Source organism: Streptomyces sp. NPDC001709, assembly GCF_053596375.1.
This window is the reverse complement of sequence record NZ_JBSFGB010000021.1, coordinates 110516-135766: the sequence shown is the minus strand read 5'-3', so window position 1 is coordinate 135766 and position 25251 is coordinate 110516. Positions and strand designations below refer to the sequence as shown.

At 71.2% G+C, this 25251-nt stretch carries 21 protein-coding genes; 16 read left to right on the top strand and 5 right to left on the bottom strand.

All coding sequences use genetic code 11. The features are described from left to right. The first annotated feature begins 220 nt into the window (after positions 1-220). Positions 221-436 (top strand): I78 family peptidase inhibitor, encoded by a 216-nt coding sequence (locus ACWC0C_RS28530; protein WP_450866806.1) that lies wholly within the window; start codon positions 221-223, stop codon positions 434-436. Positions 437-476: 40 nt separating this feature from the next. Here the strand turns inward: ACWC0C_RS28530 and ACWC0C_RS28525 are convergent, their stop codons facing one another. Further along, on the bottom strand, positions 477-1502 hold the full coding sequence (locus ACWC0C_RS28525; RefSeq protein WP_450866804.1) for a phosphatase PAP2 family protein: 1026 nt from the start codon (positions 1500-1502) through the stop codon (positions 477-479). A 237-nt stretch (positions 1503-1739) separates the two neighbouring features. After that, entirely contained in the window at positions 1740-3029 is a 1290-nt protein-coding gene (locus ACWC0C_RS28520; protein ID WP_450866802.1) for a mannosyltransferase family protein, read from the bottom strand. 259 nt (positions 3030-3288) lie between these two features. Here ACWC0C_RS28520 and ACWC0C_RS28515 point away from each other — a divergent pair, with 259 nt between their 5' ends. Together ACWC0C_RS28515 and ACWC0C_RS28510 are read left to right on the top strand one after the other, a co-directional pair. Further along, on the top strand, positions 3289-4896 hold the full coding sequence (locus ACWC0C_RS28515) for an MFS transporter (protein ID WP_450866801.1): 1608 nt from the start codon (positions 3289-3291) through the stop codon (positions 4894-4896). 97 nt (positions 4897-4993) lie between these two features. Further along, positions 4994-6187 (top strand): acyl-CoA dehydrogenase family protein, encoded by a 1194-nt coding sequence (locus ACWC0C_RS28510; RefSeq protein ID WP_450866799.1) that lies wholly within the window; start codon positions 4994-4996, stop codon positions 6185-6187. A 37-nt stretch (positions 6188-6224) separates the two neighbouring features. Here ACWC0C_RS28510 and ACWC0C_RS28505 read toward each other — a convergent pair whose 3' ends face one another. Then, the gene (locus tag ACWC0C_RS28505; protein WP_449198081.1) at positions 6225-6662 is read right to left on the bottom strand and encodes a cell division protein SepF; all 438 of its coding nucleotides are present in this window, start codon (positions 6660-6662) and stop codon (positions 6225-6227) included. Positions 6663-6929: 267 nt separating this feature from the next. Between ACWC0C_RS28505 and ACWC0C_RS28500 the strand changes: the two genes are divergently transcribed. After that, positions 6930-8111, top strand: a complete 1182-nt coding sequence (locus ACWC0C_RS28500; RefSeq protein ID WP_450866797.1) for a DUF5685 family protein — start codon at positions 6930-6932, stop codon at positions 8109-8111. Positions 8112-8120: 9 nt separating this feature from the next. On the opposite strand, the gene ACWC0C_RS28495 is transcribed toward ACWC0C_RS28500, so the two are convergent. Next, positions 8121-8993 carry an ABC transporter substrate-binding protein gene (locus ACWC0C_RS28495; RefSeq protein ID WP_450866796.1) on the bottom strand — a complete coding sequence of 291 codons (873 nt, stop codon included), beginning with the start codon at positions 8991-8993 and terminating at the stop codon, positions 8121-8123. Positions 8994-9409: 416 nt separating this feature from the next. Here ACWC0C_RS28495 and ACWC0C_RS28490 point away from each other — a divergent pair, with 416 nt between their 5' ends. From ACWC0C_RS28490 to ACWC0C_RS28445, 10 genes are all read left to right on the top strand, one after another. Then, the gene (locus ACWC0C_RS28490) at positions 9410-10267 is read left to right on the top strand and encodes an amino acid ABC transporter permease (protein WP_450866794.1); all 858 of its coding nucleotides are present in this window, start codon (positions 9410-9412) and stop codon (positions 10265-10267) included. Next, on the top strand, positions 10264-12024 hold the full coding sequence (locus ACWC0C_RS28485) for an FAD/NAD(P)-binding protein (RefSeq protein ID WP_450866792.1): 1761 nt from the start codon (positions 10264-10266) through the stop codon (positions 12022-12024). Before ACWC0C_RS28490 ends, ACWC0C_RS28485 begins: the two co-directional genes overlap by 4 nt. Beyond that, positions 12021-12782 carry an amino acid ABC transporter ATP-binding protein gene (locus ACWC0C_RS28480; protein ID WP_450866790.1) on the top strand — a complete coding sequence of 254 codons (762 nt, stop codon included), beginning with the start codon at positions 12021-12023 and terminating at the stop codon, positions 12780-12782. The genes ACWC0C_RS28485 and ACWC0C_RS28480 overlap by 4 nt, the downstream gene beginning before the upstream one ends. 3 nt (positions 12783-12785) lie before the next feature. Continuing rightward, the gene (locus tag ACWC0C_RS28475) at positions 12786-13883 is read left to right on the top strand and encodes an LLM class flavin-dependent oxidoreductase (RefSeq protein ID WP_450866788.1); all 1098 of its coding nucleotides are present in this window, start codon (positions 12786-12788) and stop codon (positions 13881-13883) included. Continuing rightward, positions 13880-15151 carry an NtaA/DmoA family FMN-dependent monooxygenase gene (locus ACWC0C_RS28470; protein WP_450866786.1) on the top strand — a complete coding sequence of 424 codons (1272 nt, stop codon included), beginning with the start codon at positions 13880-13882 and terminating at the stop codon, positions 15149-15151. Before ACWC0C_RS28475 ends, ACWC0C_RS28470 begins: the two co-directional genes overlap by 4 nt. 43 nt (positions 15152-15194) lie before the next feature. Beyond that, positions 15195-15977 carry a DUF1684 domain-containing protein gene (locus tag ACWC0C_RS28465; RefSeq protein ID WP_450866784.1) on the top strand — a complete coding sequence of 261 codons (783 nt, stop codon included), beginning with the start codon at positions 15195-15197 and terminating at the stop codon, positions 15975-15977. 241 nt (positions 15978-16218) lie between these two features. Continuing rightward, positions 16219-17118 carry a S1 family peptidase gene (locus ACWC0C_RS28460; RefSeq protein WP_450866782.1) on the top strand — a complete coding sequence of 300 codons (900 nt, stop codon included), beginning with the start codon at positions 16219-16221 and terminating at the stop codon, positions 17116-17118. Positions 17119-17469: 351 nt separating this feature from the next. Further along, positions 17470-18552: a S1 family peptidase gene (locus tag ACWC0C_RS28455; RefSeq protein WP_450866780.1), complete on the top strand. Its 1083-nt coding sequence runs from the start codon at positions 17470-17472 to the stop codon at positions 18550-18552. A 196-nt stretch (positions 18553-18748) separates the two neighbouring features. Beyond that, positions 18749-22180: a DNA polymerase III subunit alpha gene (locus ACWC0C_RS28450; RefSeq protein ID WP_450866778.1), complete on the top strand. Its 3432-nt coding sequence runs from the start codon at positions 18749-18751 to the stop codon at positions 22178-22180. Then, positions 22177-23190, top strand: a complete 1014-nt coding sequence (locus ACWC0C_RS28445; protein ID WP_450866776.1) for a DNA polymerase Y family protein — start codon at positions 22177-22179, stop codon at positions 23188-23190. The genes ACWC0C_RS28450 and ACWC0C_RS28445 overlap by 4 nt, the downstream gene beginning before the upstream one ends. Here ACWC0C_RS28445 and ACWC0C_RS28440 read toward each other — a convergent pair. Further along, positions 23168-23542, bottom strand: a complete 375-nt coding sequence (locus tag ACWC0C_RS28440; protein ID WP_450866774.1) for a cupin domain-containing protein — start codon at positions 23540-23542, stop codon at positions 23168-23170. The two genes, ACWC0C_RS28445 and ACWC0C_RS28440, sit on opposite strands and share 23 nt — an antisense overlap. A gap of 87 nt (positions 23543-23629) precedes the next feature. On the opposite strand from ACWC0C_RS28440, the gene ACWC0C_RS28435 reads away from it, so the two are divergent. Further along, on the top strand, positions 23630-24076 hold the full coding sequence (locus ACWC0C_RS28435) for a MarR family winged helix-turn-helix transcriptional regulator (RefSeq protein WP_450866772.1): 447 nt from the start codon (positions 23630-23632) through the stop codon (positions 24074-24076). A 167-nt stretch (positions 24077-24243) separates the two neighbouring features. Then, positions 24244-25107 (top strand): esterase/lipase family protein, encoded by an 864-nt coding sequence (locus ACWC0C_RS28430; protein ID WP_450866770.1) that lies wholly within the window; start codon positions 24244-24246, stop codon positions 25105-25107. Positions 25108-25251 lie beyond the last annotated feature (144 nt).

Here is a 25251-nt window from a genome sequence, read left to right as displayed (position 1 = left end):
GCCTGGAAACCTTCCGTCGGGTAATTCGACGGGTCGCTCAAGGGGCGCGTGAATTCTGTTCGATTACCCCGGCGCGGACCTGCGGAAACCCTCGTACGTGTGATGCCCGCTGCGGCGACGGCGAATGTCACGGCGCGGAAACGGGCCGGCAGGCTGTGACAGAAGTGTGACGAGAGTTGGATACGACTCTTACCCTGCGGCTGCGCGGTAGCGTGGCGGCATGGCATCGATTCCCACTCCGCCAGCGGAGCCCCAGGACAGTCCGGACGGGTATGTCGGCCTCGACGCCGCGAACGCCGAGCGGCTCGCCAGGCAGCGGGGTTGGTCGACGGTACGGTCGCTGCCGCCGGGCGCGATCATCACCATGGAGTACCTGGTGGGACGGCTCAACTTCGAGGTACGGGACGGGCTGGTGGCCCGCGCCTGGAAGGGGTAGCGCAGCCCCGCGCCGACGGGGCGTCGCTGCCGTTCGGACGTCAGCCGCCCGTCAGGGGACGGGCCGGCTGAGTCGTGCCGCGGGGGAGGCGGTGGTCGGTGTGGGGCGGGCGGCGGCTGCCCACCGGGGTGACCGGGGTGCGTTCCGAACGGGTCGTGTGCGGTCCCGGGGCCAGATGCGGCATTCCCCTGGACGCGCGGGTCGAGGCGACCGGCTCGCGGGCCGGAGCCGATTCGGCCGGTGCGCCGCGCGGCCTGAGCACCACCGGGGTGACCGGGACGACCGGCTCGGGCACGGGCCGGCTGCGGCGGGCGCGCCAGCGGTCCCGCAGGTCGAAGAGCCATTCCTCGGTCTTGGCGATCAGCGGCTCGCACCACGGCAGGGCGAGCATGATCAGCAGGCCGGCGGCCCAGCCCAGCAGCACGTCGCTCAGCCAGTGCGTACCGAGGTAGACGGTGGTGAGGCCGACGCCCAGCGACGTGATCGCGGACAGCGCCGACAGCCAGCGGCGCGCTCTCGGGGTGGAGGCCAGATAGGCCAGGATGCCCCAGGTCACGACCGCGTTGGCGGTGTGGCCGCTGGGGAATATATCGCCGCCCAGACCCATCTCGTTCGAGCCGATCACGGTCGCGTAGTGCGGACCGAGGCGCCCCATGCCGAGCTTGGCGGCGCCGACCGTGATGTTCAGCAGCAGCAGAGAGGCGGCCAGGGTGAGCAGCGGGCGCAGGGTGTGCTGCCGCCAGGAGCGCCAGCCGAGCCAGGCCGCGACCATCACCGCGGTGGGGCCGCGCTGGCCGAGCACCACGTAGTAGTCGAGGAAGGCGTGGATCTGCGGCCACTGCTGGTACGGCCGGAAGAACATGACCTGCCAGTCGAGCCGGACCAGCCAGGACGTGATCACCACGGCCCACACGATCGCCAGGTAGAAAGCCAGGGTCGCGGTGAACAGAACGACCCGGTGTCGGCTCATCCTCGGCACATCGATGTGGGCCGGTCGTTCCGGCTCACGGTCGAGTCTGGCGAACACCCGGTCCAGACGCCGGGTGAGGTTTCGTTCGGTACGCACCCAATCGACGTTACAGGCGGTGAGCTGTGCGCCCCGTCGAATCAGCGGGTTTGTGATGACGATGTGATGTGGCAAACCTCTCAAGGGCGGTCCGAATTCCGGGTATTCCGCAATCCTGTGACGCTGTTCTCTTCAATTCCTTTGATCATGCCGGGCGTTGTTTATATGGCGCTTATGAATGCGTTAACCCGGTCCTGGCGCGGAATTCTCCGGAGCGTCATCGGCCGTCGATGTCGATCATGGAGGACCGGAGCCGTTCAGCCAGAACGCCCCATAGATCGCCGAGGCGATCGCCAACAGGGCCGTGACCAGCACGGATCGGGAGGTGCGCAGCCGCGCGAGGGCGCACGCGAGCGGCAGCAGCACCGGGAAGGCGGGCATCAGCAGCCGCGGCTTGGAGCCGAAGTAGCTCGACGCGCACAGGGCGAGCGCGAGCACGACACCCGTGTACACCAGCAGTTCGACGGGCTGGCGCCGGCGGACTCCGGTCGCGTACAGCCAGAGCAGCAGCGCGACCCCGGCGATCAGTCCGGCACCGGCGAGCGCGGACGGAATTGACGTGAACTTGTCGGCCACGAAGCGTGCGAACGCAAGGCCGCCGTCGAACCCGTTGCGCCATCCGGCCTGAACATCCAGGTATCCGAGCGGGCCCTTGCCGGTGCGGTACCCGACCCAGAGCACATAACCGGCGGCCCCGAGGGGGGCGATGAGCATGCCGAGGGCCCGGCGCCAGGCGGGGACATGTGCGCCCAGAGTGACTGCCGGGGCGTATGTGCCGTCGGACGCGCCGAGTGTGTGCGCCGAGGCGTGTGCGCTGGCATCCGCGCCGGGCGCAGGCGCCCAGGCGTGTTCGTCATCGCGCGCGCCCGGCTCGTGCGTCGTGCTCCGGTTTCGCACGAAGGAGATCACGCCCGCCACCCACACCGCAGCGACCACCGCCGCCCCCACCGGCCGGGTCAGGCCCGCCAGGGCGGCCAGCGTGCCGGCGGTGACCCACCGGCCGGTCAGCAGCGCGTACAGCGACCAGGCCGCCAGCGCCGTGAACAGCGACTCGCTGTACGCCATCGACTGCACGATCCCGACCGGCAGCACCGCCCACACCAGCACGGCACAGATCCCCGCCCGGGCGCCGTACACCCGCTCGGCGACGGCGAAGATCCCGCAGGCCGCGGCGAGCGAGGCGAGCAGGCTGACGACGAAACCGGCGTCCGCGTACGACAGCGGCGTGACCGCGTGCAGCAGTCGCTCCAGCCAGGGCAGCAGCGGAAAGAACGCGAGGTTGGAGTGGACGTCGCCGTTCGGCAGCCGCACCTCGTAGCCGTACCCCAGCTCGGCGACCCGCGCGTACCACAGCGAGTCCCAGCGCGCGGTCAGCAAGGTGTACGCGCTCTTGCCGCGCGCGGCGCTCCACAGCGCCAGCGCGACCAGCCCCAGGGCGCGGACCGCCGCATAGCCCAGGAGGGCCGGGGCCGCCCGGCGCAGGAGTGGGGCGTGGGGTGGGACCACGCGCGTGTCAAGATCGGTCACGGACCCGATTATCGACCGGCCGCGGAACCGGACCGGCCCCCGGGGAGTGGTCAAGGGGGAGCGAAGTGGCGTACGCCACATGGGTTCGGTCATGCGGGTGAGAGGTCCGCCACGTGCCCCCGTGCCGAACTCGCGTACGCTGACGAGTCACCCGCGTGGGTTTGCGCAGGCCGAAGACCCCGCTCCGCTCCGGCCGTACGACAGGGAGTCCCCACCCCGTCGGTCCGCCCCGCGCGCGGCACATCTGGGAGGTACGCGCATGTCCGGGACGACCACGGCTGCCGCACGGCCGCGCCGTCGGGCGGCCGGGGCCGGTGCCAACCGCTGGGTCGTCCTGGTCGTCCTCTGCGTCAGCCTGCTGCTCGTCGCCCTCGACGCGACCGTGCTGCACGTGGCGGTCCCCGCCGTCACCGCGGACCTCAGGCCCGGCGCCATAGAACTGCTCTGGATCGTCGACGTCTATCCCCTGGTCTGCGCCTCGCTGCTGATCCTCTTCGGCACCCTCGGCGACCGGGTCGGCCGCAGGCGCGTCCTGCTGCTCGGCTACGGTCTGTTCGGTGTCGCCTCCGCCGTGGCGGCCTTCGCGCAGACCGCCGAGATGCTGATCCTCGCCCGCGCGCTGCTCGGCGTCGGCGGCGCCATGATCATGCCGGCGACCCTGTCGATCCTGCGCCAGGTCTTCCCCGACCGGCGCGAGCGCGCGCTCGCCATCGGCATCTGGAGCGCGGTGGCCGCCGTCGGCGCGGCCGTCGGCCCGCTGCTCGGCGGCTTCCTGCTGGAGCACTTCTGGTGGGGCGCGGTCTTCCTGGTCAACATCCCGCTGATGCTCGTCAGTCTGCCGATCGGCCGGATCCTGCTGCCCGAGTCCCGCGGTGACCGCGACGGCCCCTGGGACGTGGTCGGCGCCCTGACGGCGGCCGGCGGACTCTTCGGAGTCGTCCTCGGCGTGAAGCAGCTGGGCGGCGGCGCGGCCCCGGCGAGCCCCTTCACCGCGCTGCCCCTGATAGCCGGGGCGGCCCTCCTCCTGTTCTTCGTACGCCGGCAGCGGCGCCTGCGGCATCCGCTGGTGGACCTGCGGATGTTCCGCCGGCCCGCGTTCAGCACCTCGGTCGGCTGCATCGTTTTGGCGATGCTCGCGCTCGTCGGCCTGGAGCTGATCGCCGCCCAGTACCTGCAACTGGTGCTCGGGCTCTCCCCGCTGCGGACCGGCCTCAGGCTGCTGCCCCTGACCATCGCCGCGATGGCGGCCGGCCTGGCGGGCGCCCGGATGCTGCGCCGCTTCGGGCCGCGCCGGATGGTCTGCTTCGGCTTCTTCCTCACCGCCGCCGCGGTCCTGACGCTCACCGCGATGGGCGGCACCGACAACGCGCCCCTGCTGCTGTCCGGTTTCGTGCTGCTCGGCTTCGGTCTGGAAACCACACTCTTCGGGGCGTACGAGTCGATGCTCAGCGAGGCCCCGGCCGACCAGGCGGGCGGCGCGGCGGCGATCGGCGAGACGTCGTACCAGCTCGGCGCCGGTATCGGCATCGCGCTGCTCGGCAGCGTGATGAACGCGGCCTACACCCCCGGCCTGCGCTCGGTACAGGGTGTTCCGCAGCACGCGTCGGACCGGGCGGGGCACTCGCTCGGCGAGGCCTACGACGTCGCCGGCCGGCTGGGCGGCAACGCCGGGGCGGCGCTGCGCCGGGCCGCGCGGGACTCCTTCGTGCACGGGCTGCATGTCACGCTGCTGGTGAGCGCGGGGCTGTTGCTGCTGGGCGCGGTGATGGCGCTGCGGCTGCCGCGGGTCATGCAGTGCGGCGAGCCGGTGGCGGCGGTGGAGCTGCCCGCACCGAGGGAAGTGGCGGAGCCCCGCGTCTCGGCCTGACGTACTGGACGTGCGGGACGGCGCACCGTAACGTCGGCGGCACATCTGACTAGCGGTGCTAGTTTTCGCCGAGTTCCCGTGTGCCGGAGGGTGTCCCATGTCCGCGTCCTCGAAGTTGCCCCCCTTCGATCCCGCCGACCCGCTCGGGATCGACGACCTGCTGGAACCGGAGGACCTGGCGGTCCGCGACACCGTCCGCAGCTGGGCCAGCGACCGCGTGCTGCCGTACGTCGCCGACTGGTACGAGAAGGGCGAGCTGCCCGGCATCCGGGACCTCGCCCGCGAACTCGGCTCCCTCGGCGCCCTCGGCATGTCCCTGACCGGGTACGGCTGCGCGGGCGCCACGGCCGTGCAGTACGGCCTGGCCTGCCTGGAACTGGAGGCGGCGGACTCCGGCATCCGGTCCCTGGTCTCCGTGCAGGGCTCCCTCGCCATGTACGCGATCCACCGGTTCGGCAGCGAGGAGCAGAAGCTCCAGTGGCTGCCGCGGATGGCGTCCGGCGAGGTGATCGGCTGCTTCGGGCTGACCGAGCCCGACCACGGCTCCGACCCCGCCTCCATGCGCACCCACGCCAAGCGCGACGGCGGGGGAGACTGGGTGCTCAACGGCCGCAAGATGTGGATCACCAACGGGTCGGTCGCCGGGGTGGCGGTCGTCTGGGTGCAGACGGAGGAAGGGATCCGCGGCTTCGTCGTCCCCTCCGACACCCCCGGCTTCTCGGCGCCCGAGATCAAGCACAAGTGGTCCCTGCGCGCCTCTGTCACCAGCGAGTTGGTGCTGGACGACGTACGACTGCCCGCCACGGCCGTACTCCCGGAGGTCACGGGACTGCGCGGACCGCTCGGCTGTCTGTCCCACGCCCGGTACGGCATCGTCTGGGGCGCGATGGGTGCGGCGCGCAGCAGTTTCGAGGCGGCGCTGGACTACGCGAAGACGCGGGAGCAGTTCGGGCGGCCCATCGGAGGCTTCCAGCTCACCCAGGCCAAGCTCGCCGACATGGCTGTGGAACTGCACAAGGGGATCCTGCTCGCCCATCATCTCGGGCGGCGGATGGACGCCGGCCGCCTGCGCCCCGAGCAGGTCAGCTTCGGCAAGCTCAACAACGTCCGCGAGGCGATCGAGATCTGCCGTACGGCGCGGACGATTCTCGGTGCCAACGGGATCTCCCTGGAGTACCCGGTGATGCGGCACGCGACCAACCTGGAATCGGTGCTCACCTATGAGGGCACCGTCGAGATGCACCAGCTCGTGCTGGGCAAGGCGCTCACCGGGCTCGACGCCTTCCGCTGATCCCCGGGGGGAGGCGGGGCCGGTGAGCGGCCCTGCCTCAGCTCTGGTTGAAGAAGCCGTCGTCGCGGTGGGCGGACGCCTCACCGCTGATGATCTCCGTGTCGGCGGGCGTCAGCAGGAACACCCGGTTGGACACCCGGTCGATCGAGCCGCGCAGACCGAAGATGAGCCCCGCGGCGAAGTCCACCACGCGCTTGGCGTCGGCGGGCTCCATCGCCGTGAGGTTCATGATGACCGGGACACCGTCCCGGAACAGCTCGCCGATGGCGCGGGCGTCCCGGAAACCGTCCGGGGTGACCGTGGCGATCCGGCGGCCCTTCTCCTCGGCCGTGTCCGTGGCCACCTTCACCCGGGGGTCCGTGACCCAGGCGCCCTCGGACTCTGTGCCCTCGGCGTACTCGTCGTCGTAGTAGCGCTCGTCATCGTTGTCGTCGACGAGGCCGAGCCACGCACTCGCCTTGCGTACCGATCCCATGGACGCCTCCTCTCACAGCGGTCCTTCTTGCTTTCCGCATCCCTATGGTCATCCATGATGCGGACGGCGCGCCAAGTGGATAGACGCCGCGCGGGGGGTTTGTGACGGTACTGGTGCACAGCCGATCCGTCGAGAGCCCTTGTGCCCCAAGGGTCGTGACTCATACGGCTGCTGACTGAGAGTGAAATATGATTGTCGGAGGCGGATGGGTGATGCTCACTGCGTACGGGTGAACGCCAACGTCGTACCACATCACGGGGGATCGTCGTGTTCGGAATCGTCAGACCGTGTTCTCATCGGCTCGGTGAGCGCCTCAAGGCCCAGTGGCTTGCGCATTTGTGCGGGCTCTGTCTCGCCCTGCGCCGGGATCACGGCCAGTTCGCGCGGATCGTAACGAACTATGACGGACTTCTCATCTCGGTTCTGACGGAGGCTCAGACCGGGACGACCGCCGACGGCCGCCGAACGGCCGGTCCGTGCGCGCTGCGCGGGATGCGTACGGCGTCCGTCGCCCAGGGCCAGGGCGCGCGGCTCGCCGCCGCCGTCTCGCTGGTGCTCGCCTCGGCGAAGGTGCGCGACCATGTCGCCGACCGGGACGGGCTGCTGGCCCGCCGGCCCATGGCCGCCGCCGCGCGCCGGGTCGCCGCGGGCTGGGGGAAGGCCGGCGCCCACAGCGGTGCCGCGGTCGGCTTCGACACCGGCGTCCTCGTCGAGGCTGTCGACCGGCAACTGGGCCTGGAGACCCTCGCCGGGTACGGCACCCCGATCCTGACGGTCACCGAGCCGACCGAGACCGCGACCGCGGCCGCCTTCGCGCACACCGCGGTGCTGGCCGGCCGGGCGGGCAACGCACAGCCGCTCGCGGAGGCCGGCCGGCTCTTCGGCCGGCTCGCACATCTGCTGGACGCCGTGGAGGACCAGGAAGCCGACGCCGCAACGGGCGCGTGGAATCCGCTGACCGCCACGGGGACGTCGCGGGCAGAGGCCCGCAGGCTGGCCGACGACGCGCTGCGCGGCATTCGGCTTGCGCTGCGGGAGGCCGAGTTCGCCGACGGCAAGCTGGTCCACCTGCTGCTCGTGCACGAGCTGGAACGCTCCGTGGACCGCGCCTTCGGCACGCGCTCGTGCGGACACGCGCCCGAGGCCTCGTTCGGTCCGCCGCCCGGTCACCACGCGCCGAACGCGCCGGGCCACCCGTACGGCAACCCCTCCGGCGGGCAGCCGCCGCACCCGGACAAGCGGGGCTTCTGGGCCGGCTGCGCGGCCGCCCTCGGCCTGTGCTGCACCTGCAAGGTGTGCTGCGCCGACGAGTACGAGGGCCCCTGGTCGCGCAAGAAGCGCGAGGGCTGCTGCTCCGACTGTGACTGCGACTGCGACCTGTCGTGCTGCGAGGCCTGCCAGTGCTGCGAGTGCTGTGAGTGCTGCTCGTGCTGTGACTGCGGGCTGTAACCGCGCCCTTCAGTTCTTCAGCTCGGGCGGAGAGATCCGCGACCTGGCGATCGCCGAACCCGTCGTCCCCCACTTCTTCAGAATCCTGCCGTACGTGCCGTCCGCGATCAGCCTGTTCACCGCCGCCTGGAAGGCGGGCGCCAGCCGGGTGCCCTTCTTGAAGGCGAAGCCCACGTCCAGGCGGTGGAATTCGTTCAGGAACTTCAGGCCCGGCTGGTGGGCCACGGCGTAGCGCAGGCCGTTGATCGTGGACATCACCACGTCGCTGCGGCCCTGCTGCACCGAGGACCAGATCGCGCTCTGCTCGGCGTACGTCTGCACCTGGTACGGCTTCTTGCCCCCGTCGGTGCACACGTGCTTGTTCTCCTCCAGCGTGGCCTCGAAGGTCGTGCCGGCGCCGGTCGCGACGTTGAGGCCACACAGTTGCCCGAGGTCGCTGATCGTCGAGAGCTTGCTGTCCTTGCGGGCGGCGAAGCCCTGGCCGTCGTTGACGTAGGTGACGAAGTCGATGGTCTTGCGCCGCTCGTTCGTGACGCCGAAGTTGCTCGCGCCGAAGTCGTACTTGCCGCTGTCCAGCGCCGGCAGGATCGCCTCGAAGCTCGCCTGCTCCACCGTCGCTCTGATGCCGAGCACCTTGGCGACCGCCTTGGTGAAGTCGACGTCCTGGCCGGTCAGTGTCTTGCCGTCGGAGAGGTAGGTGGTGCCCGGCGGGGTGCCGCCGACGCTGATCGCGACGGTGAGGCGGGTGGTGCCGGGCGGCAGCAACTTCGCCGCCGCCTCGTCCTTCTTCTCGGCGGAGACGACGTCCGTGGTGGGTACTTTGTCGGGCGCGTCCGTGCTGCCCGAGCCGCAGGCGGCGAGGAGCAGGGCAGCGGACGTCATGGCGACAAAGGGTCTGAAAAGACGCGTACGCATCGGTGGGCGATCTCCTGGAGCGAAAAGGGTGCACGGCGTGAGGGAGGGGGGTGCGCGTGTGAAGGCGTGACGTAAGAAGCGGGAGAACGCGAGAAGGGCGCCCGCCGGACGGCAGGCGCGCGCAGGGGGTCAGCTCAACAGGAACAGGACCACACGCGACCGAAGTCGATGTGGGAGCGGGTGACCAGCCACTGCTGTGGATGCATGGGCCAAGTGGAACAGGCATCCGGTTCTGCGTCAACTGACTTGAGACGTACGGCTCACAGTTCGGACAGCCTTGACAGTGCACCGAAACGCCCACGTACTCTCGGTGGGCGGCCCTGCTGAGGGGCTCGGCCGTGTGAAGGCACCACCCCTGACTCTTCACGTCATGGAGCCTTCGCATGTCATCCGACACCCTCGCCAAAGTCCCCACGGCGCCGGAGATACCCGAGCCCGCCGACTCCCCGCGGATCGTTCCGCGGCGCCGCTACGGCCAGTGGGCGGCGGCCGTCGTCGTCCTCGTGCTGCTCGGGATCGCCGTCAACTCCGTCCTGCGCAACAAGGCGTTCCAGTGGGACGTCGTCGCCGACTACTTCACCTCCGGCTCCATCCTGCGCGGACTGTGGCTCACGCTGTGGCTGACCGCCGTGGTGATGGTCCTCGGCTTCGCCCTCGGGACCCTGCTCGCCGCGTTCCGGCTCTCCGCCAACCCCGTGCTGAGGGCGGTCAGTTGGGGCTACGTGTGGCTGTTCCGGTCGATCCCGATCCTGGTGCAGCTGCTGCTGTGGTTCAACATCGGTGCGCTGTACCCGCAGCTGTTCGGCGTGAAGACCGTCGACCTGCTCGCCCCGGTCGCCGTCGCGATCGTCGGCCTCACCCTGCACGAGGCCGCCTTCGCCGCCGAGGTCGTCCGGGCCGGCATCCTCTCCGTGGACCGCGGGCAGATCGAGGCCGCCCAGGCGCTGGGCCTGAGCCGGTCGCGGCGCTGGTGGCGGATCGTGCTGCCGCAGGCGATGCGCGCCATCGTGCCGCCCGCCGGCAACATGCTCGTCGGCACCCTCAAGGGCACCTCGATCGTCAGCGTCATCGCCGTCAACGACCTGCTGTTCTCCGCCCAGTTGATCTACCACCGCACCTACCGGGTGATCCCGCTGCTGATGGTCGCGACCCTCTGGTACGCGGTCGTCACCTCGCTGCTCGGCCTCGGCCAGACTTACGTCGAGAAGTACTACGCCCGCGGCACGGAGCACACCCGATGAGGCCGCAGCTGGTGATCGTGGGAGCCGGGCCGCGGGGGACCGGACTGCTGGAACGTATCGCCGCCAACGCCCCCGAGCTGTACGCCGGTTCGGGCCTCGACATCCATCTGGTCGACCCCCATCCACCGGGCGGCGGCCGCATCTGGCGCCAGGAGCAGTCGCCCCTGCTGTGGATGAACTCGCACGCCGAGGACGTCACCATGTTCACCGACGAGACGGTGCTCATGGACGGCCCGGTGCGCGAGGGTCCCACCCTGCACGAGTGGGCCGGGCTGGACGGCGGCACCTTCGCCGACCGGCAGCTCCAGGGCCGCTATCTGCGCTGGGTGTACGAGCGGGCCCGCGCCGACCTGCCGCCCGGCGTCACCGTCCACCACCACCCCCGGCGCGCCCTGCGGATCAGCGGCCCCCGCGAGGGCCGCCAGCAGGTGTGGCTGGAGGGCCTGCCGCGTCCCCTCCCCGCCGACCTGGTGATCCTCGCGCTCGGCCACCTGGACGCCGAACCCGACGGAGAACAGAGGGAGTTGAGCACATACGCCCGTGCGCACGGCCTCGTCCACCTGCCGCCCGACTTCACCGCCGACAGCGACCTGTCCCCGCTGAAGCCCGGCGAACCCGTCCTCGTACGGGGCTTCGGGCTGGCCTTCGTCGACCTGATGGTGCTGCTCACCGAGGGCCGCGGCGGGCGGTACGAGGGCGACACCTACCTGCCTTCGGGACGGGAGCCGGTGCTCTACGTCGGCTCGCGGCGCGGAGTGCCGTACCACTCGAAGATCGGCTACGACTGGACCGGCGACCGGCCCCCGCTGCCCCGCTTCCTCGGACCGGCCGAGATCGCGGCGCTGCCGGCCGGGCCGGAGGGCTTCGACTTCCGGCGCGATGTGTGGCCGCTGGTGGAGAAGGAGCTGGGCTTCGCCCACTACCACCGGTTGTTCACCGCCCACGCCGGACGTACGGCGATGAACTGGGCCGACTTCGAGGAGAAGTACGCGGCCGCCGGCGACCTCGCCGAGACCCGGGCGCTCGTCGCCGCCGCCGTACCGGACCCGGCCGACCGCCTCGACCTCGCCGCGCTCGACCACCCGCTCGACGGGGTGCGACACGCCTCCCACGAGGACTTCCAGGAGGGAATGCGGGCGTACATCGATGCCGATCTGCGGCGCCGGCACGACTCCTCGTACAGCGCCGACCTGGGGGTCTTTCTCGGGCTGCTCTCCGTCTACGGGCAGCTCGTGCGGCTGGGGAACATCGGCCCCTGGTGGCACGGGTTCTTCAGCTACCTGGCGTCCGGGCCGCCCGGACCCCGGCTGCGGCAGATGCTCGCGCTGTCCCGGGCCGGACTGCTCCGGTTCGTCGGCGCCGACATGACCGTCACCGCCGAGGACGGGGTGTTCCGGGCCACCAGTCCGACCGTGCCGGGCTTCCGGGCCGAGGCCCGGGCGCTGGTCGAGGCCCGGCTGCCCGAGCCCACCGTCGGGCGGGCCCGCGACAGCCTGCTGCGCGAGCTGCACGCCGACGGCGCCGCCGAGACCCCCGACGGACTGCTCCGGGTCGACCCCGGCGACGGCCGGATCCTCGACGGCGCCGGGCGCCCCCATCCCCGGCGCTTCGCGCTCGGCCCGTACACCGATGCCCGCACCCCCGGCGCCTTCACCCGGCCGCGCACCGGCGGGGCCGCGTTCCGGCAGAACGACGCCACCGCCCGGGCGGTGCTCGCCTTCCTGGGCGCCTCACTCGAAAGGGAACCTACGCGATGAGCCTCATGGTCGACATCAGGTCGGTCCACAAGAGCTTCGGCTCGCTCGACGTCCTCAAGGGCATCGATCTCCAGGTGCGCACCGGTGAGGTCACCGTCGTGCTCGGTCCCTCCGGCTCCGGCAAGTCCACGCTCCTGCGCACCATCAACCATCTGGAGAAGGCCGACCGGGGCCAGATCCGCGTCGACGGCTCGCTGATGGGGTACCGGCGCGCCGGGGACAAGCTGTACGAGCTGCCCGAGCGCGAGGTGCTGCGCCAGCGCACCCGGATCGGGTTCGTCTTCCAGAACTTCAACCTCTTTGCGCACCTCACGGTCTTGGACAACGTCGTCGAGGCGCCGGTGTCCGCGCTGAAACGGCCCCGGAAGGAGGCGGTGTCCGAGGCGCGCCGGCTGCTGGAACGGGTGGGGCTGGGCGACAAGGCCGATGCCTATCCGCGGCAGTTGTCGGGTGGGCAGCAGCAGCGCGTGGCCATCGCGCGGGCGCTCGCGCTGGAGCCGAGGCTGCTGTTGTTCGACGAGCCGACCTCGGCGCTCGATCCCGAGCTGGTCGGTGAAGTCCTCGACGTCATCCGGGACCTGGCCGCCCAGGGCACCACGATGATCGTCGTCACACACGAGATCGCGTTCGCCCGCGAGGTAGCCGACACCGTGGTGTTCATGGCCGACGGCAGGATCGTCGAACAGGGGCCACCGGGCGAGGTGCTCGGCGCTCCGCGGGAGGAGCGGACACGGTCGTTCCTGGCGAAGGTGCTGTGAGGGATGGCTGCCTCGTACGGCCGTGGACTGCCGCATCTCGCCGCCGCCGTCGATCTGCCGGACTGTTTCGGTGCCGAGCCGTACGTCGAGCTGGTCCGGCTCGCCGAGCGCGGTGGGCTGGACTTCGTGACGCTGGACGACTCCTTCGCCCGGCCCGGGCCCGATGCCCTCTGCGTGCTGTCCCGGGTGGCGCCCGCGACCCGGCGCATCGGCCTGGTCCCGACCGTCACCACCACCCACACCGAGCCCTTCGCGGTGCAGGCAGCGGTGGCGACGCTGGACTGGGTCAGCCGTGGGCGGGCCGGCTGGCGGATCGAGGTGTCCGCCGGCGAGGAGGAGGCCCGGCTCTTCGGCCGCCGCGACCCGGCGCCTGTCCCGGCGCTGTGGCAGGAGGCCGGTGAAGTCGCCGACGTGGCCGCGCGGCTGTGGGACAGCTGGGAGGACGGCGCCGAGATCCGGGATGTGCCGACGGGCCGATTCCTGGACCGGGACAAGCTGCACCACGTCGACTTCACCGGCAGCGCCTTCTCCGTCCGGGGCCCCTCGACCGTGCCCCGGCCACCGCAGGGCCACCCGGTCCGCGTGGTCGACGCCACCGAGAGCCAGGCCCGTACCGTCGCCGCCCGGCACGCGGACGTGGCCCTGGTCCGCGCCGCGACCCCGGAGCGGGCCGCTGCCGCACGCGACGAACTGCGCTCCCGGGCCGCGGAGTTCGGGCGGGACCCGGACACCGTGCGGATCCTGGTGAGCCTGCTGGTCGACCTGGGCGACGGGGAGCACGCGGCCGAGCCCGGACACGGCGGCGGGGGCCCGCGGCCGACCGCTCGGGGGCCGCTGTACCGGGGCGGCCCGGTCGACCTCGCCGAGCTGGTCGCCGGCTGGCACGCCGACGGTGTCACCGACGGCTTCCACCTCGTGCCCGTCGAGCCGCGCCGTGACCTGGAGCGGCTGGTCAACGGGACGGTGGCGCTGCTCCAGCACCGCGGTCTGTTCCGCACCTTCTATCCGGGCAGCACCCTGCGCGAGCACCTGGGCCTCGCCCGGCCCGCCAACCGGTACGCCGTGACCGGGAGGAACGTCATGACCGGGGGAACGTCATGACCGTACGACGGCAGATGCATCTCGCGGTCCGGTTCCCGGCCGCCGACGACACCACCATGTGGACCGATCCGCAGGCCGGCTCGCAGATCGGGTTCCCCTCCTACGAACGCCTCGCGCGCGCCGCCGAGCGGGGGCGGTTCGACTTCCTGCTGCTCGACGAGGCGCTGCGGCTGCCCGAGTACCGGGGGCGGCTGCACGAGCTGGATCCGGTGGGACGGCCGGAGCCGGTCGCCGTGCTGAACGCGCTCGCCGGGGTCACCGACCGGCTCGGGCTCGCCGCCACCGTGAACACCACGTTCGGCGAGCCGTACGAACTCGCCCGCCGCCTCGCCACCCTGGACCAGCTCAGCGCCGGCCGGGCGGCCTGGCACGCGGCGGCGGGGGACGCCCGCGCCGGGGAGAACTTCCGTTCCGGCGGTCGTACCGAGGCGGCCGAGGCCGCCCGGGCCGGTGAAGTCGTCGACGTGGTACGGAAGTTGTGGAACTCCTGGACACCCGACGGGGTGCCGCGGCCGTTCGCGTACCGGGGCCGGTACCTCGACATCGCGGGCGAGTTCGGGCTGCCCCGCTCCGAGCAGGGGCAGCCCGTGATCATTCAGACGGGGGAGTCCGAGGGGGCGCGGGAGCTGGCCGCCGCCTCGGCCGATGTGCTCCTCGTCGGGCACGGCCCGCCGGAGGCGGCCCGCGTCCGCTGCGCCGACGTCAAACGGCGGCTCGGGGAACACGGCCGCGCGCCGGAGGACCTGAAGGTCATGCCCGGTGTCACCGTCGTTCTCGGGGACACCGCCGCCGAGGCGCAGGAGCGGGCCGCCGGGATGCGCCGGCAGCGGATCACCCCGCAGTACGCGCTGTTCGCGCTGGAGCGGATCTGGGGTGTGGACCTGTCCGGATGCGATCCCGACGGCCCCTTGCCCGAGACCGCTCCGCGCAGCCGGGGTGGCCGGGAGCGCGACACCGTCGCGCTCGCCGAGCGGTGGTGGGCGCTCGCGCGGGAGAAGGGGCTGTCCATCCGGGAGACCGTGATCGAGGCGAGCGGGCGGCAGTCCTTCGTCGGCACGCCCGACGCGGTCGCCGCCGAGCTGCACCGGTATGTACGGGAGGGGGCCGCCGACGGTTTCCTGCTGCTTCCCCAGCTCGCGGACGGGCTGGAGGAGTTCGTGGACCGGGTGGTGCCGCTGCTCCAGGAGCGCGGTGCGCTGCGCGCGGAATACGGGGGCAGCACTCTTCGCTCCCATCTCGGGCTTCCCCGGCCGATAGAGCAGAGTTGATCGGTTATGTGGAGAAAATGTGCAGGCGAAAGGGATATTCGGTATGTCGACGGATGACTCCGAGCTGTGGAAGCAGTGGCACGAAGAGCGCCTGGAAGAGGTCTCCGCGCCCTACGGGCCGCTCGCGCTGACCGCCACGTACTGGGTCGAGGATTATCCGGACGGGCTACTTCCGGACATTCCCGGGATCTGGGTGGTGGATGCCGACGGGATCGTACTGACCGCCGGCGACGCCGACGGTCTGAGCGTGGACGGGCGGCCCTTCGCGGGTGACATCCGGCTCGCCGCCGATCGCGGGCCGGAGACCGAGGCGCGGGTCGCGCTGGGGGAGAAGCGGCTGGTCGTGCTGGTCCGCGAGGGGGTGTGGGGCGTGCGGGTCTTCGACCCGGAGTCCGCGGCCCGGCGCGCCTTCAGGGGCATCGAGGCCACCCTGTACGACCCCCGCTGGTCGGTGCCGGGGCGTTTCACGCCGTACGACGACACCCGTGTCGTGCGGGTCGGCAACGCGGACGGGCGCGAGCGGGGGCTCGCCCTCGCCGGTGAGCTCGCTTTCACGCTGGACCGGCAGGACCTGGCGCTGCAGGTGGCGCGGCAGGGCGACGGGCTGCTGTGGGCGGTGTTCGCCGACGCCACCAGCGGCGACACCAGTTTCCGGTTCCGCTTCCTCTACCCGGCCGTGCCGGACGCCGAGGGGCGTACGACCGTCGACTTCAACCGTGCCCAACTCCCGCCGTGCGCCTTCTCCGACCACTTCATCTGCCCCTTCCCGCCGCCCGGCAACACCCTGGATGTGGCGATCGAGGCGGGGGAGCGTGCGTTTGGCTGATTGTCAGATATGTCGGGCTGGTGTCAGCGTGTGCTGAGCCGATGTCAAGGGCTGGTGCGTAAGAGTGGTTCAAAGTCCGACGACCGAAAGGCACCCTTGTGGCGACCGGTCGTTCGGCCGAATACTCCCCCTCAGCGCTTGCCAGGGGGCATGCGTGTTCGGAATCCGGCGGCCCCCCTGGCTGCGACTCACGGGCCCCGACCCCACGCGGGCCCCCGACTTCCCTGGGAGGGAACGAAAAGTGAGGATCAAGCGCATCACTCCCCGTAAGGGCACTGCGAGACGGACCCGGCTGATCGCCGTGGCCACCGGCTTGCTCGCCGCAGCCGCGTTCGCCGCCCCCACCGCGAACGCCAGCGACGACGGCAGGTTCAGCGCAACCCAGCTCGCCAAGGCGAGCGACTCCGTCCTGAAGGCCGACGTGCCCGGTACCGCCTGGGCCGTGGATAGCAAGACCAACCGTGTCGTCCTCACCGTCGACAGCAGGGTCTCCCCGGCCCAGATCGCCAAGATCAAGAAGCAGGCCGGCACCGAGGCGGGTGCGCTCACCATCAAGCACACCCCCGGCAGGTTCAGCAAGCTGATCAGCGGCGGCGACGCCATCTACGGCGGCTCCTACCGCTGCTCGCTCGGCTTCAACGTGCACAGCGGCAGCACGTACTACTTCCTCACCGCCGGGCACTGCGGCCAGGTGGCCTCCACCTGGTACAGCAACTCCAGCCACAGCACGGTGCTCGGCACCAATGTCAATTACAGCTTCCCGGGCAACGACTTCGCCCTGGTGCGGTACACCAACTCCTCGATCTCGCACCCCAGTTCCGTGGGCGGCCAGTCCATCACCAGCGCGGCCACGCCGTCCGTGGGCACGACCGTGTACCGGCGCGGTTCCACCACCGGTACGCACAGCGGGCGGGTCACCGCGCTGAACGCCACCGTCAACTACGGCGGCGGTGACATCGTCTACGGGCTGATCCAGACCACGGTGTGCGCCGAGGGCGGCGACAGCGGTGGTCCGCTGTACGCGGGGACCGTGGCGTACGGGCTGACCTCCGGGGGCAGTGGTGACTGCACCTCCGGTGGTACGACGTTCTTCCAGCCGGTGACCGAGGCGCTGAGCTACTACGGGGTCACGCTGCCGTAGCGCGTCCTGCTCCGGCCGGGTCCGGCTCTGGGCCCCCGGCCTTCTCGGAGCCCCCGCATGCCATGTGGTGTGCGGGGGCTTCCTGTTGGGTCTGGTGCGTTTGGTTTCGGCCAGGCGCTGTCGTCACCGTCCGGCGTGGGTTACTTGCGTCTCGTGTTTGCTGTGCGAAATTTCCTGGCATGACTGTGCACGGTCAAATAGAGGGGCGTGTGTGAGCTCCCGCTACGCGCGTCCTGAAGTCAACCTTGTGTGCTCCCTGTGCCATTCGGAAGAGTAGGCCCTCGTCAACCAGCCTTCCGGTCTGTCGAGTCCCCACAACTCGCGGACCATCCCCCCACAGGAGGACGTGAGTTGAAGCACCGACGCATACCCAGGCGGCGGGTCGCCATGGCCGGCGCGGGAATCGCCGCGCTGGTCGCCGCGGGTGTCACCTTGCAGAATGCGAACGCCAGTGAGCCTGCGAAGCCGGCTCCGGAGCTGAAGGTCCTGTCCGCCCCGGCGGCCGGAAACCTCGCCTCCACGCTGCTGAGCCGCCTCGGGTCCGAGGCTGCGGGCAGCTACTACGACGCCTCGGCCAAGAGCCTCGTCGTCAACGTGCTCGACCAGAGTGCCGTGAACGCCGTTCGGGCGGCCGGGGCCAAGGCGAGACTCGTCACCAACTCGCTCGCCGCGCTCGACGCTGCGCGGACGACGCTGAAGAAGGACGCGACCATTCCGGGGACGTCGTGGGCGACCGACCCGGTCGGCAACAAGGTCGTCGTCACGGCCGACAAGACGGTTTCCGGCGCGGAGTGGGCCAAGCTGAGCAAGGTGGTCGACGGGCTGGGCGGAAAGGCGGAGCTGAAGCGGTCGAAGGGGGAGTTCAAGCCCTTCATCGCCGGCGGTGACGCGATCAGCGGGTCCGGTGGGCGTTGCTCGCTCGGGTTCAACGTGGTCAAGGACGGGCAGCCGTACTTCCTGACCGCCGGGCACTGCACCGCGGCGATCACCTCCTGGTCGGACTCCAGCGGTAAGGAGATCGGGCAGAACGCGGAGTCGCACTTCCCGGGGACCGACTTCGGTCTGGTGAAGTACACGGCTTCGGTGGATCACCCGAGCGAGGTCGACCTGTACAACGGGTCCACCCAGAAGATCACCGGTGCCGCCGAGGCGACGGTGGGGATGAAGGTGACGCGCAGTGGGTCCACGACCCAGGTGCACGACGGTACGGTCACCGGGCTGAACGCCACGGTGAACTATCAGGAGGGGACCGTCAGCGGTCTCATCCAGACGAACGTGTGCGCCGAGCCCGGCGACAGCGGGGGCTCGCTGTTCTCCGGGAGCGATGCCATCGGGCTGACGTCCGGCGGCAGTGGTGACTGCACCTCCGGTGGGGAGACGTTCTTCCAGCCGGTCACCGCCGCGCTGTCCGCTACGGGGGCGCAGATCGGCTGATGTGGTCCGGTGGAGCCCCGTCCCGAGGGGGGCGGGGCTTCGCCATGCCTGCGGCACCGGCTGCGGGGTGTTTGCGCAGGTGGGAAGCCGTCGAACGGATGTCGCACACGTGTTCGGGAATGGGGGTATGGTGGAGGCGGAAGTAGGGAACTGATGTTCGAGAGCCGTTCGGGGCTCACGAGTGCGGGAGGTGGGTGTGCCGGGCTTCGCGCATCTGCACACCGTCTCCGGGTTCTCCCTGAGGTACGGGGCATCCCATCCGGAGCGGCTGGCCGAGCGCGCCTCGGACCGGGGGATGGATGTGCTTGCCCTCACTGATCGCGACACCCTCGCCGGCAGCGTCCGCTTCGCCAAGGCGTGCGCGACGTCCGGAATCCGGCCGCTCTTCGGGGTGAACCTCGCGGCGGCTCCCATGGAAGCGCTCCTACGACGGGAAAGGCGCCGCACCCCGGTCCGCGGCGGTGCCTTCATCGACGAGTCGACACCCCGGGTCACCTTCCTCGCCCGGGACGGCGCCCGGGGCTGGGCCGACCTGTGCCGGCTCGTCACGGCGGCGCACCGGAGCGCGGACGCCCCCGTGCTGTCCTGGCCCGACAACCACGGCGACGGTCTGATCGTTCTGCTCGGCCCCGCCTCCGACGTCGGCCGAGCCCTGGCCGCGGGCCGCCCCGACCGTGCGGCCGAGCTCCTCGCCCCCTGGCGTGAGGTCTACGGCGACGCGGTGCGGCTGGAGGCCCTCTGGCACGGGCGCATGGGTACCGGGCCCGGTTCCCTGCGGCTTGCCGCCCGTACCGTCGGCTTCGCCGCCGAGCAGGGGGTGCGGCCGGTGCTCAGCAATGCCGTCCGGTACGCCGATCCGGGGGCGGGCCCTGTCGCCGACGTGCTGGATGCCGCGCGGCGGCTGGTTCCGATCGACCCGGCCAAGGAGCTGGACTCCGGAGAGGCCTGGCTCAAGGACGCGGCCGCCATGTTCCAGGTGGCCGAGCGGGTCGTGGAGGCTGCCGGGTACCGGCGGGACACCGCCCATCGGCTGCTGGAGCAGACCCTGGCCACGGCCGCCGAGTGCCGGGTCGATCCCGAAGGGGATCTCGGCATCGGGACCGTTCACTTTCCCGAGGCGCATCTGGTGGGGGCCGGGCGGCGCACCGCCCAGCGGGCGCTCGCCTCTCGGGCGGTGGCGGGGATGGTGCGGCTCGGGTACGGCGGGAGGCGTGCGTACTGGGAGCGGATGCACCACGAGCTGGACATCATCGGCCACCACGGGTTCGCTTCCTACTTTCTGACGGTCGCTCGGGTCGTCGACGATGTACGGCAGATGGGGATCCGGGTGGCCGCTCGTGGTTCCGGTGCGGGCTCCCTCGTCAACCACCTCCTGGGTATCGCGCACGCCGATCCGATCGAGCACGGGCTGCTGATGGAGCGCTTCCTCTCCAGGGAGCGTGTGGTGCTGCCCGATATCGACATCGATGTGGAGTCCGCGCGGCGGCTCGAGGTGTACCGGGCGATCATCGGGCGGTTCGGTGAGGAGCGGGTCGCGACCGTCTCCATGCCGGAGACCTATCGGGTGCGGCATGCGATCCGGGACGTGGGTGCCGCCCTGTCCATGGACCCGGCCGAGATCGATCGGCTGGCCAAGTCCTTTCCGCACATCCGGGCGCGGGACGCCCGCGCGGCGCTGGAGGAGCTGCCCGAGCTGAAGGAGCTGGCGGGGGAGAAGCGGCGGTACGGCAGGCTGTGGGAGCTCGTCGAGGCGCTCGACGCCCTGCCGCGTGGGGTCGCCATGCATCCGTGCGGGGTGCTGCTGTCCGACGCCTCCCTCCTGGCCCGTACGCCGGTGGTGCCGACCAGCGGCGAGGGGCTGCCGATGTCGCAGTTCGACAAGGAGGACGTGGAGGACCTCGGGCTGCTCAAGCTCGATGTGCTGGGTGTGCGGATGCAGTCGGCCATGGCGCACGCGGTGGCCGAGGTGGAGCGGGTGACGGGCGAGCGGATCGATCTGGACGCGTTGCCGGCGGGGGATGTGGAGACGTATCGGCTGATCCGGTCCACCGAGACGCTGGGCTGCTTCCAGATCGAGTCGCCCGGCCAGCGGGATCTGGTGGGGCGGCTGCAGCCGAGCACCTTTCATGATCTCGTCGTGGATATTTCGCTGTTCCGGCCCGGGCCCGTCGCCGCCGACATGGTGCGGCCGTTCATCGAGGCGCGGCACGGGCGGGCGCCCATCCGCTACCCGCACCCGGATCTGGAGCGGCCGCTGAAGGAGACGTACGGGGTCGTCGTCTTCCACGAGCAGGTCATCGACATCGTCGCCGTCATGACCGGGTGCGGGCGGGGTGAGGCCGACCGGGTGCGGCGGGGGCTGTCCGACCCGGAGTCGCAGGGGCGGATCAAGGTGTGGTTCGCGCAGCAGGCCGCGGCCAGGGGGTATGGGGCGGAAACGATTCAGCGGACCTGGGAGATCGTGGAGGCGTTCGGGTCCTACGGGTTCTGCAAGGCGCACGCCGTCGCGTTCGCCGTGCCGACGTATCAGTCGGCCTGGCTGAAGGCCCATCACCCGGCCGCTTTCTACGCCGGGCTGCTCACGCACGACCCCGGGATGTACCCGAAGCGGCTGCTGCTGGCCGACGCGCGGCGGCGTGGGGTGCCGATCCTGCCGCTGGACGTGAACGCGTCCGGAGTCGCACATAGGATCGAACTGGTGTCTGAATCCTCGGGGGTGTGGGGACTTCGTCTCGCCCTCTGCGATGTGCACGGCATCAGCGAGGCGGAGGCGCGGCGGATCGCGGACGGGCAGCCGTACTCCTCCCTGGTGGACTTCTGGGAGCGGGCGCGGCCGAGCCGGCCGTTGGCTCAAAGGCTTGCCCAGGTGGGGGCCTTGGACGCCTTCGGCGCCAATCGGCGGGATCTGCAGCTGCATCTGACCGAGCTGCACCGGGGCTCCCGGGGCGGTGGCGGCGGTCAGCTCCCCCTCGCCGGCGGCCGCAAGACCGCCTCGGCCGGGCTGCCCGACCTCACCTCGGCGGAGAAGCTCAGCGCCGAGCTGGGCGTGCTGTCCATGGACGCCTCGCGCAACCTGATGGACGACTACCGCACGTTCCTCGACGAGCTGGGCGTGGTCTGCGCGCGCCGGCTGCGTGAGCTGCGGCACGGCGAGACCGTGCTGGTCGCGGGGGCCAAGGCGGCCACCCAGACCCCGCCGATCCGGTCCGGCAAGCGGGTCATCTTCTCCACGCTGGACGACGGCACGGGGCTGGTCGATCTGGCGTTCTTCGACGACTCGCACGACGCCTGTGCCCACACCGTCTTCCACTCGTGGCTGCTGCTGGTGCGCGGAGTGGTGCAGCGGCGTGGTCCGCGCAGCCTGAGCGTGGTGGGGTCCGCCGCCTGGAACCTCGCCGAGCTGGTGGAACTGCGTGCCGAGGGCGGTCTTGACGAGGTGGCGGCGCGGCTCGCGGAGCCGGTGGCCGAGGGTGCGGGCGGTGATCCGACCGGTGGGCGGCGGATCCAGCTGCCGACCGGATACGAGATGCATCCGTGGGCCGATCTGCGGCCCGCGGGGCAGGAGGCCGCACAAGGGCCTGCTGCCGTACGGAAGTTGTGGCACCAGAGTCCGGGGAGTGCGGGATGACCATTCTCTGCGTACGTTTCCAGCTGCCGCCGATGTACGAGGCGGCCCTGCCGGGACTGCTCGGGTTGCTGGAGGACTTCACCCCGGTCGTCCAGGCGCTGCCACCGGACGGGGCGCTGGCCGATCTGCGCGGTGCCGAGCGGTACTTCGGGCGCAGCGCGGTGGAGCTGGCCTCGGTGATCCGGGTGCGGGCGCTCGCGCGGTACGGCGTCGACTGTGTGATCGGTGCCGGTCCGGGGCCGATGCTGGCCCGTGTGGCGCTGCGCGATGCCCGGCCCGGGGTGACGTGTGCCGTGCCCGAGGACCCGGACGGCATCGCGGAGTTCCTCGCCGAGCGTCCCGTGTCCGCGCTGCCCGGCGTCGGCGCGGCGACCGCCCGCACCCTGGGCGAGTACGGCCTGGACACCCTGGGCCTGGTCGCCGCCGCGCCGCTGTCCACGCTCCAGCGGCTGATCGGTGCGAAGGCCGGCCGCGAGCTGCGTGCGAAGGCGAGCGGCATCGACCGGGGCCGGGTCGTGCCGAACGCCGTCTCGCGGTCGCTGGTCTCCGAACGGGCCTTTGAGATCGACGAGCTGGATCCCGACCGGCACCGCCGTGCGCTGCTGTCCGCCGCCGAGGAGCTGGGCTTTCGGTTGCGCGCGGTGGAGAAGGTCTGCCGGACCCTGACCCTCACCGTGCGCTACGCCGACCGGTCCTCGACCACCCGCAGCCGCACCCTGAAGGAGCCGACCGCGCACTCGGCGGCCCTGACCAGGGCGGCCTACGGCATGTACGAGGCGCTCGGCCTGCAGCGCGCCCGGGTCCGCGCGCTCGCCCTGCGCGCCGAGGGCCTGGCCCCCGCCGACCAGGCCTCCTACCAGCTCACCTTCGACCCCGTGGACGACAGGGTCCGCCGTATCGAGGAGGTCGCGGACCGCGCGCGGGCGAAGTTCGGGCCCAGGGCGGTGATGCCGGGGACGCTGGGGCGCGGCGGTGGCTCCACGGCTGTCAGTTGGCCCAGGGCGGCGTGATCCGGGTGCCGTCCGCAAACTCCGCCTCGAGGCCGATGGAAGTGGTGACCCAGGACAGCGCGGTGTGATCGGTCGGGTTCTCCACGGCGAGGGTCGTACCGGGGTTGACGATCACCGTGTCACCCGCGCCGATGCGGTCGGTGCGGCCGTCGAGGGTGATCAGCAGTTCGCCCACGAGCAGGTGGATGATCTCCTCGCGGCTGACGGTGTGGGCGGGTGCCCTGGTGCCTGCCGGGATCTCCCCGCGCCAGGCGCACAGCTCCTTGCTGCCGGTGAGCGGGCCGGCGTACGAGACGAAGCGGGCGCCGTGGATCTCATGGGTCGTGGCCTCGGACGAGCGGACGATGGGCATGGCGGTGGTCTCCGTTCAAGTGGTCAAGTGGCTTGACTATATGGTCAAGCTGCTTGACCAGTGTGTCAAGGGTGTTTCATTGCCTCCGTGCACAACTCCGAAGCCATCGCCCTGTCCGCCGCCCTGCTCGCCGCCGCCGGTGACCTCACGCAGCGCATCCATGACGGGGTGGTGGCGCGCGGGTTCACCGACCTGCGGCCGGCCCACGGCTTCGCCTTCGCGCGGCTCGCCCCGGACGGGGCCACCGTCACCGACCTCGCGGCGCACCTCGGGGTGACCAAGCAGGCCGCGAGCCAGCTGGTGGACGAGATCGTACGCAAGGGCTACGCCGAGCGGCGGCCGCATCCGCGGGACGCGCGGGCCCGGCTGATCGTGCTGACCGAGCGCGGCTGGGCCTGCACCCGGGCGGCGGAGGAGGCGGCGGCCGAGGTCGTGGCGGGCTGGGCCGCACTGCTGGGCGAGGGTGAAGTCCGCGCGCTGGGGGAGCGTTTGGCGCGGATCGCTCCCTGTGGTCCGATCAGGCCCGCCTGGTGACGTTCCATCAGCGTTCGGCGGCGATCCGGTTATCACTGAAAGTTTTTACTGACGCGTAACTTCACACGTGTGCTACTCGCCCGTAACTTGACGAGTGAACAGCATCCTCGTGATCCGGATCACAGGGTAAGGCCCCCACCTCCCTTGAGCCGCAAGGAGATCACACGATGCTGCCCTGGAAGCGAGCGCTCAGACCCCTCGCCGCGCTGCTCCTCACCGCCGCCGTCGCCACTGTTCCCGCCGCAACGGCTGCCGCTGCCGACTCAGCCCCCAGCAGTGGCTGGAACGACTTCTCCTGCAAGCCCTCCGCCGACCACCCCCGTCCGGTCGTCCTGGTGCACGGCACCCTGGGCAACTCGGTCGACAACTGGCTCTCCCTCGCCCCGTACCTGAAGGACCGCGGATACTGCGTCTACTCCCTGGACTACGGCCAGCTGACCGGCGTCCCCCTCTTCTACGGCCTCGGCCCCATCGACAAGTCGGCCGGGCAGTTGTCGGCCTTCGTGGACAAGGTGCTCGCCGCGACCGGAGCCGCCAAGGCCGACCTGGTCGGGCACTCCCAGGGCGGCATGATGCCCCGCTACTACCTGAAGTTCCTCGGCGGAGCAGGCAAGGTGAACGCCCTCGTCGGCCTGGCGCCCGACAACCACGGCGCCACCCTGAGCGGCCTGACCAGCCTGCTGCCGTACTTCCCCGGCGCCTCGGACCTCATCAAGGCCACCACCCCCGGCCTCGCCGACCAGATCCCCGGCTCCGGCTTCCTCACCAAGCTCAACGCGGACGGCGACACCGTCCCCGGAGTGCATTACACGGTCATCGCCACCAAGTACGACGAGGTGGCCACGCCCTGGCAGAGTCAGTACCTGAGCGGCTCGGACGTCCACAACGTCCTGCTCCAGGACCTGTGCCCGCTCGACCTCTCCGAGCACGTCGCGATCGGCCTGTTCGACCGCATCGCCTTCCACGAGGTGGCCAACGCGCTCGACCCGCCCCACGCCAAGGCCACCACCTGCGCGTCGGCCTTCAGCTGACGTGCCGCCGGGGCCTGTCCGACCTGAGCCGCCGGACAGGCCCCGGAACCCTCAACACCCGGCAGCCCCCCTGAAGGGGCGCGGGGAACCGCGCGACCAGCCACGATGGTGCCGCCGGACGACCGACGGCCCATCGCGGCACTT

What these genes read in the sequence shown, in the direction of transcription:
- ACWC0C_RS28530 (WP_450866806.1), top strand. Translation starts at nt 221, where the DNA reads ATGGCATCGATTCCCACTCCGCCAGCGGAGCCCCAGGACAGTCCGGAC.
- ACWC0C_RS28515 (WP_450866801.1), top strand. Translation starts at nt 3,289, where the DNA reads ATGTCCGGGACGACCACGGCTGCCGCACGGCCGCGCCGTCGGGCGGCC.
- ACWC0C_RS28510 (WP_450866799.1), top strand. Translation starts at nt 4,994, where the DNA reads ATGTCCGCGTCCTCGAAGTTGCCCCCCTTCGATCCCGCCGACCCGCTC.
- ACWC0C_RS28505 (WP_449198081.1), bottom strand. Translation starts at nt 6,662, where the DNA reads ATGGGATCGGTACGCAAGGCGAGTGCGTGGCTCGGCCTCGTCGACGAC.
- ACWC0C_RS28495 (WP_450866796.1), bottom strand. Translation starts at nt 8,993, where the DNA reads ATGACGTCCGCTGCCCTGCTCCTCGCCGCCTGCGGCTCGGGCAGCACG.
- ACWC0C_RS28490 (WP_450866794.1), top strand. Translation starts at nt 9,410, where the DNA reads ATGTCATCCGACACCCTCGCCAAAGTCCCCACGGCGCCGGAGATACCC.
- ACWC0C_RS28485 (WP_450866792.1), top strand. Translation starts at nt 10,264, where the DNA reads ATGAGGCCGCAGCTGGTGATCGTGGGAGCCGGGCCGCGGGGGACCGGA.
- ACWC0C_RS28480 (WP_450866790.1), top strand. Translation starts at nt 12,021, where the DNA reads ATGAGCCTCATGGTCGACATCAGGTCGGTCCACAAGAGCTTCGGCTCG.
- ACWC0C_RS28475 (WP_450866788.1), top strand. Translation starts at nt 12,786, where the DNA reads ATGGCTGCCTCGTACGGCCGTGGACTGCCGCATCTCGCCGCCGCCGTC.
- ACWC0C_RS28470 (WP_450866786.1), top strand. Translation starts at nt 13,880, where the DNA reads ATGACCGTACGACGGCAGATGCATCTCGCGGTCCGGTTCCCGGCCGCC.
- ACWC0C_RS28465 (WP_450866784.1), top strand. Translation starts at nt 15,195, where the DNA reads ATGTCGACGGATGACTCCGAGCTGTGGAAGCAGTGGCACGAAGAGCGC.
- ACWC0C_RS28445 (WP_450866776.1), top strand. Translation starts at nt 22,177, where the DNA reads ATGACCATTCTCTGCGTACGTTTCCAGCTGCCGCCGATGTACGAGGCG.
- ACWC0C_RS28440 (WP_450866774.1), bottom strand. Translation starts at nt 23,542, where the DNA reads ATGCCCATCGTCCGCTCGTCCGAGGCCACGACCCATGAGATCCACGGC.
- ACWC0C_RS28430 (WP_450866770.1), top strand. Translation starts at nt 24,244, where the DNA reads ATGCTGCCCTGGAAGCGAGCGCTCAGACCCCTCGCCGCGCTGCTCCTC.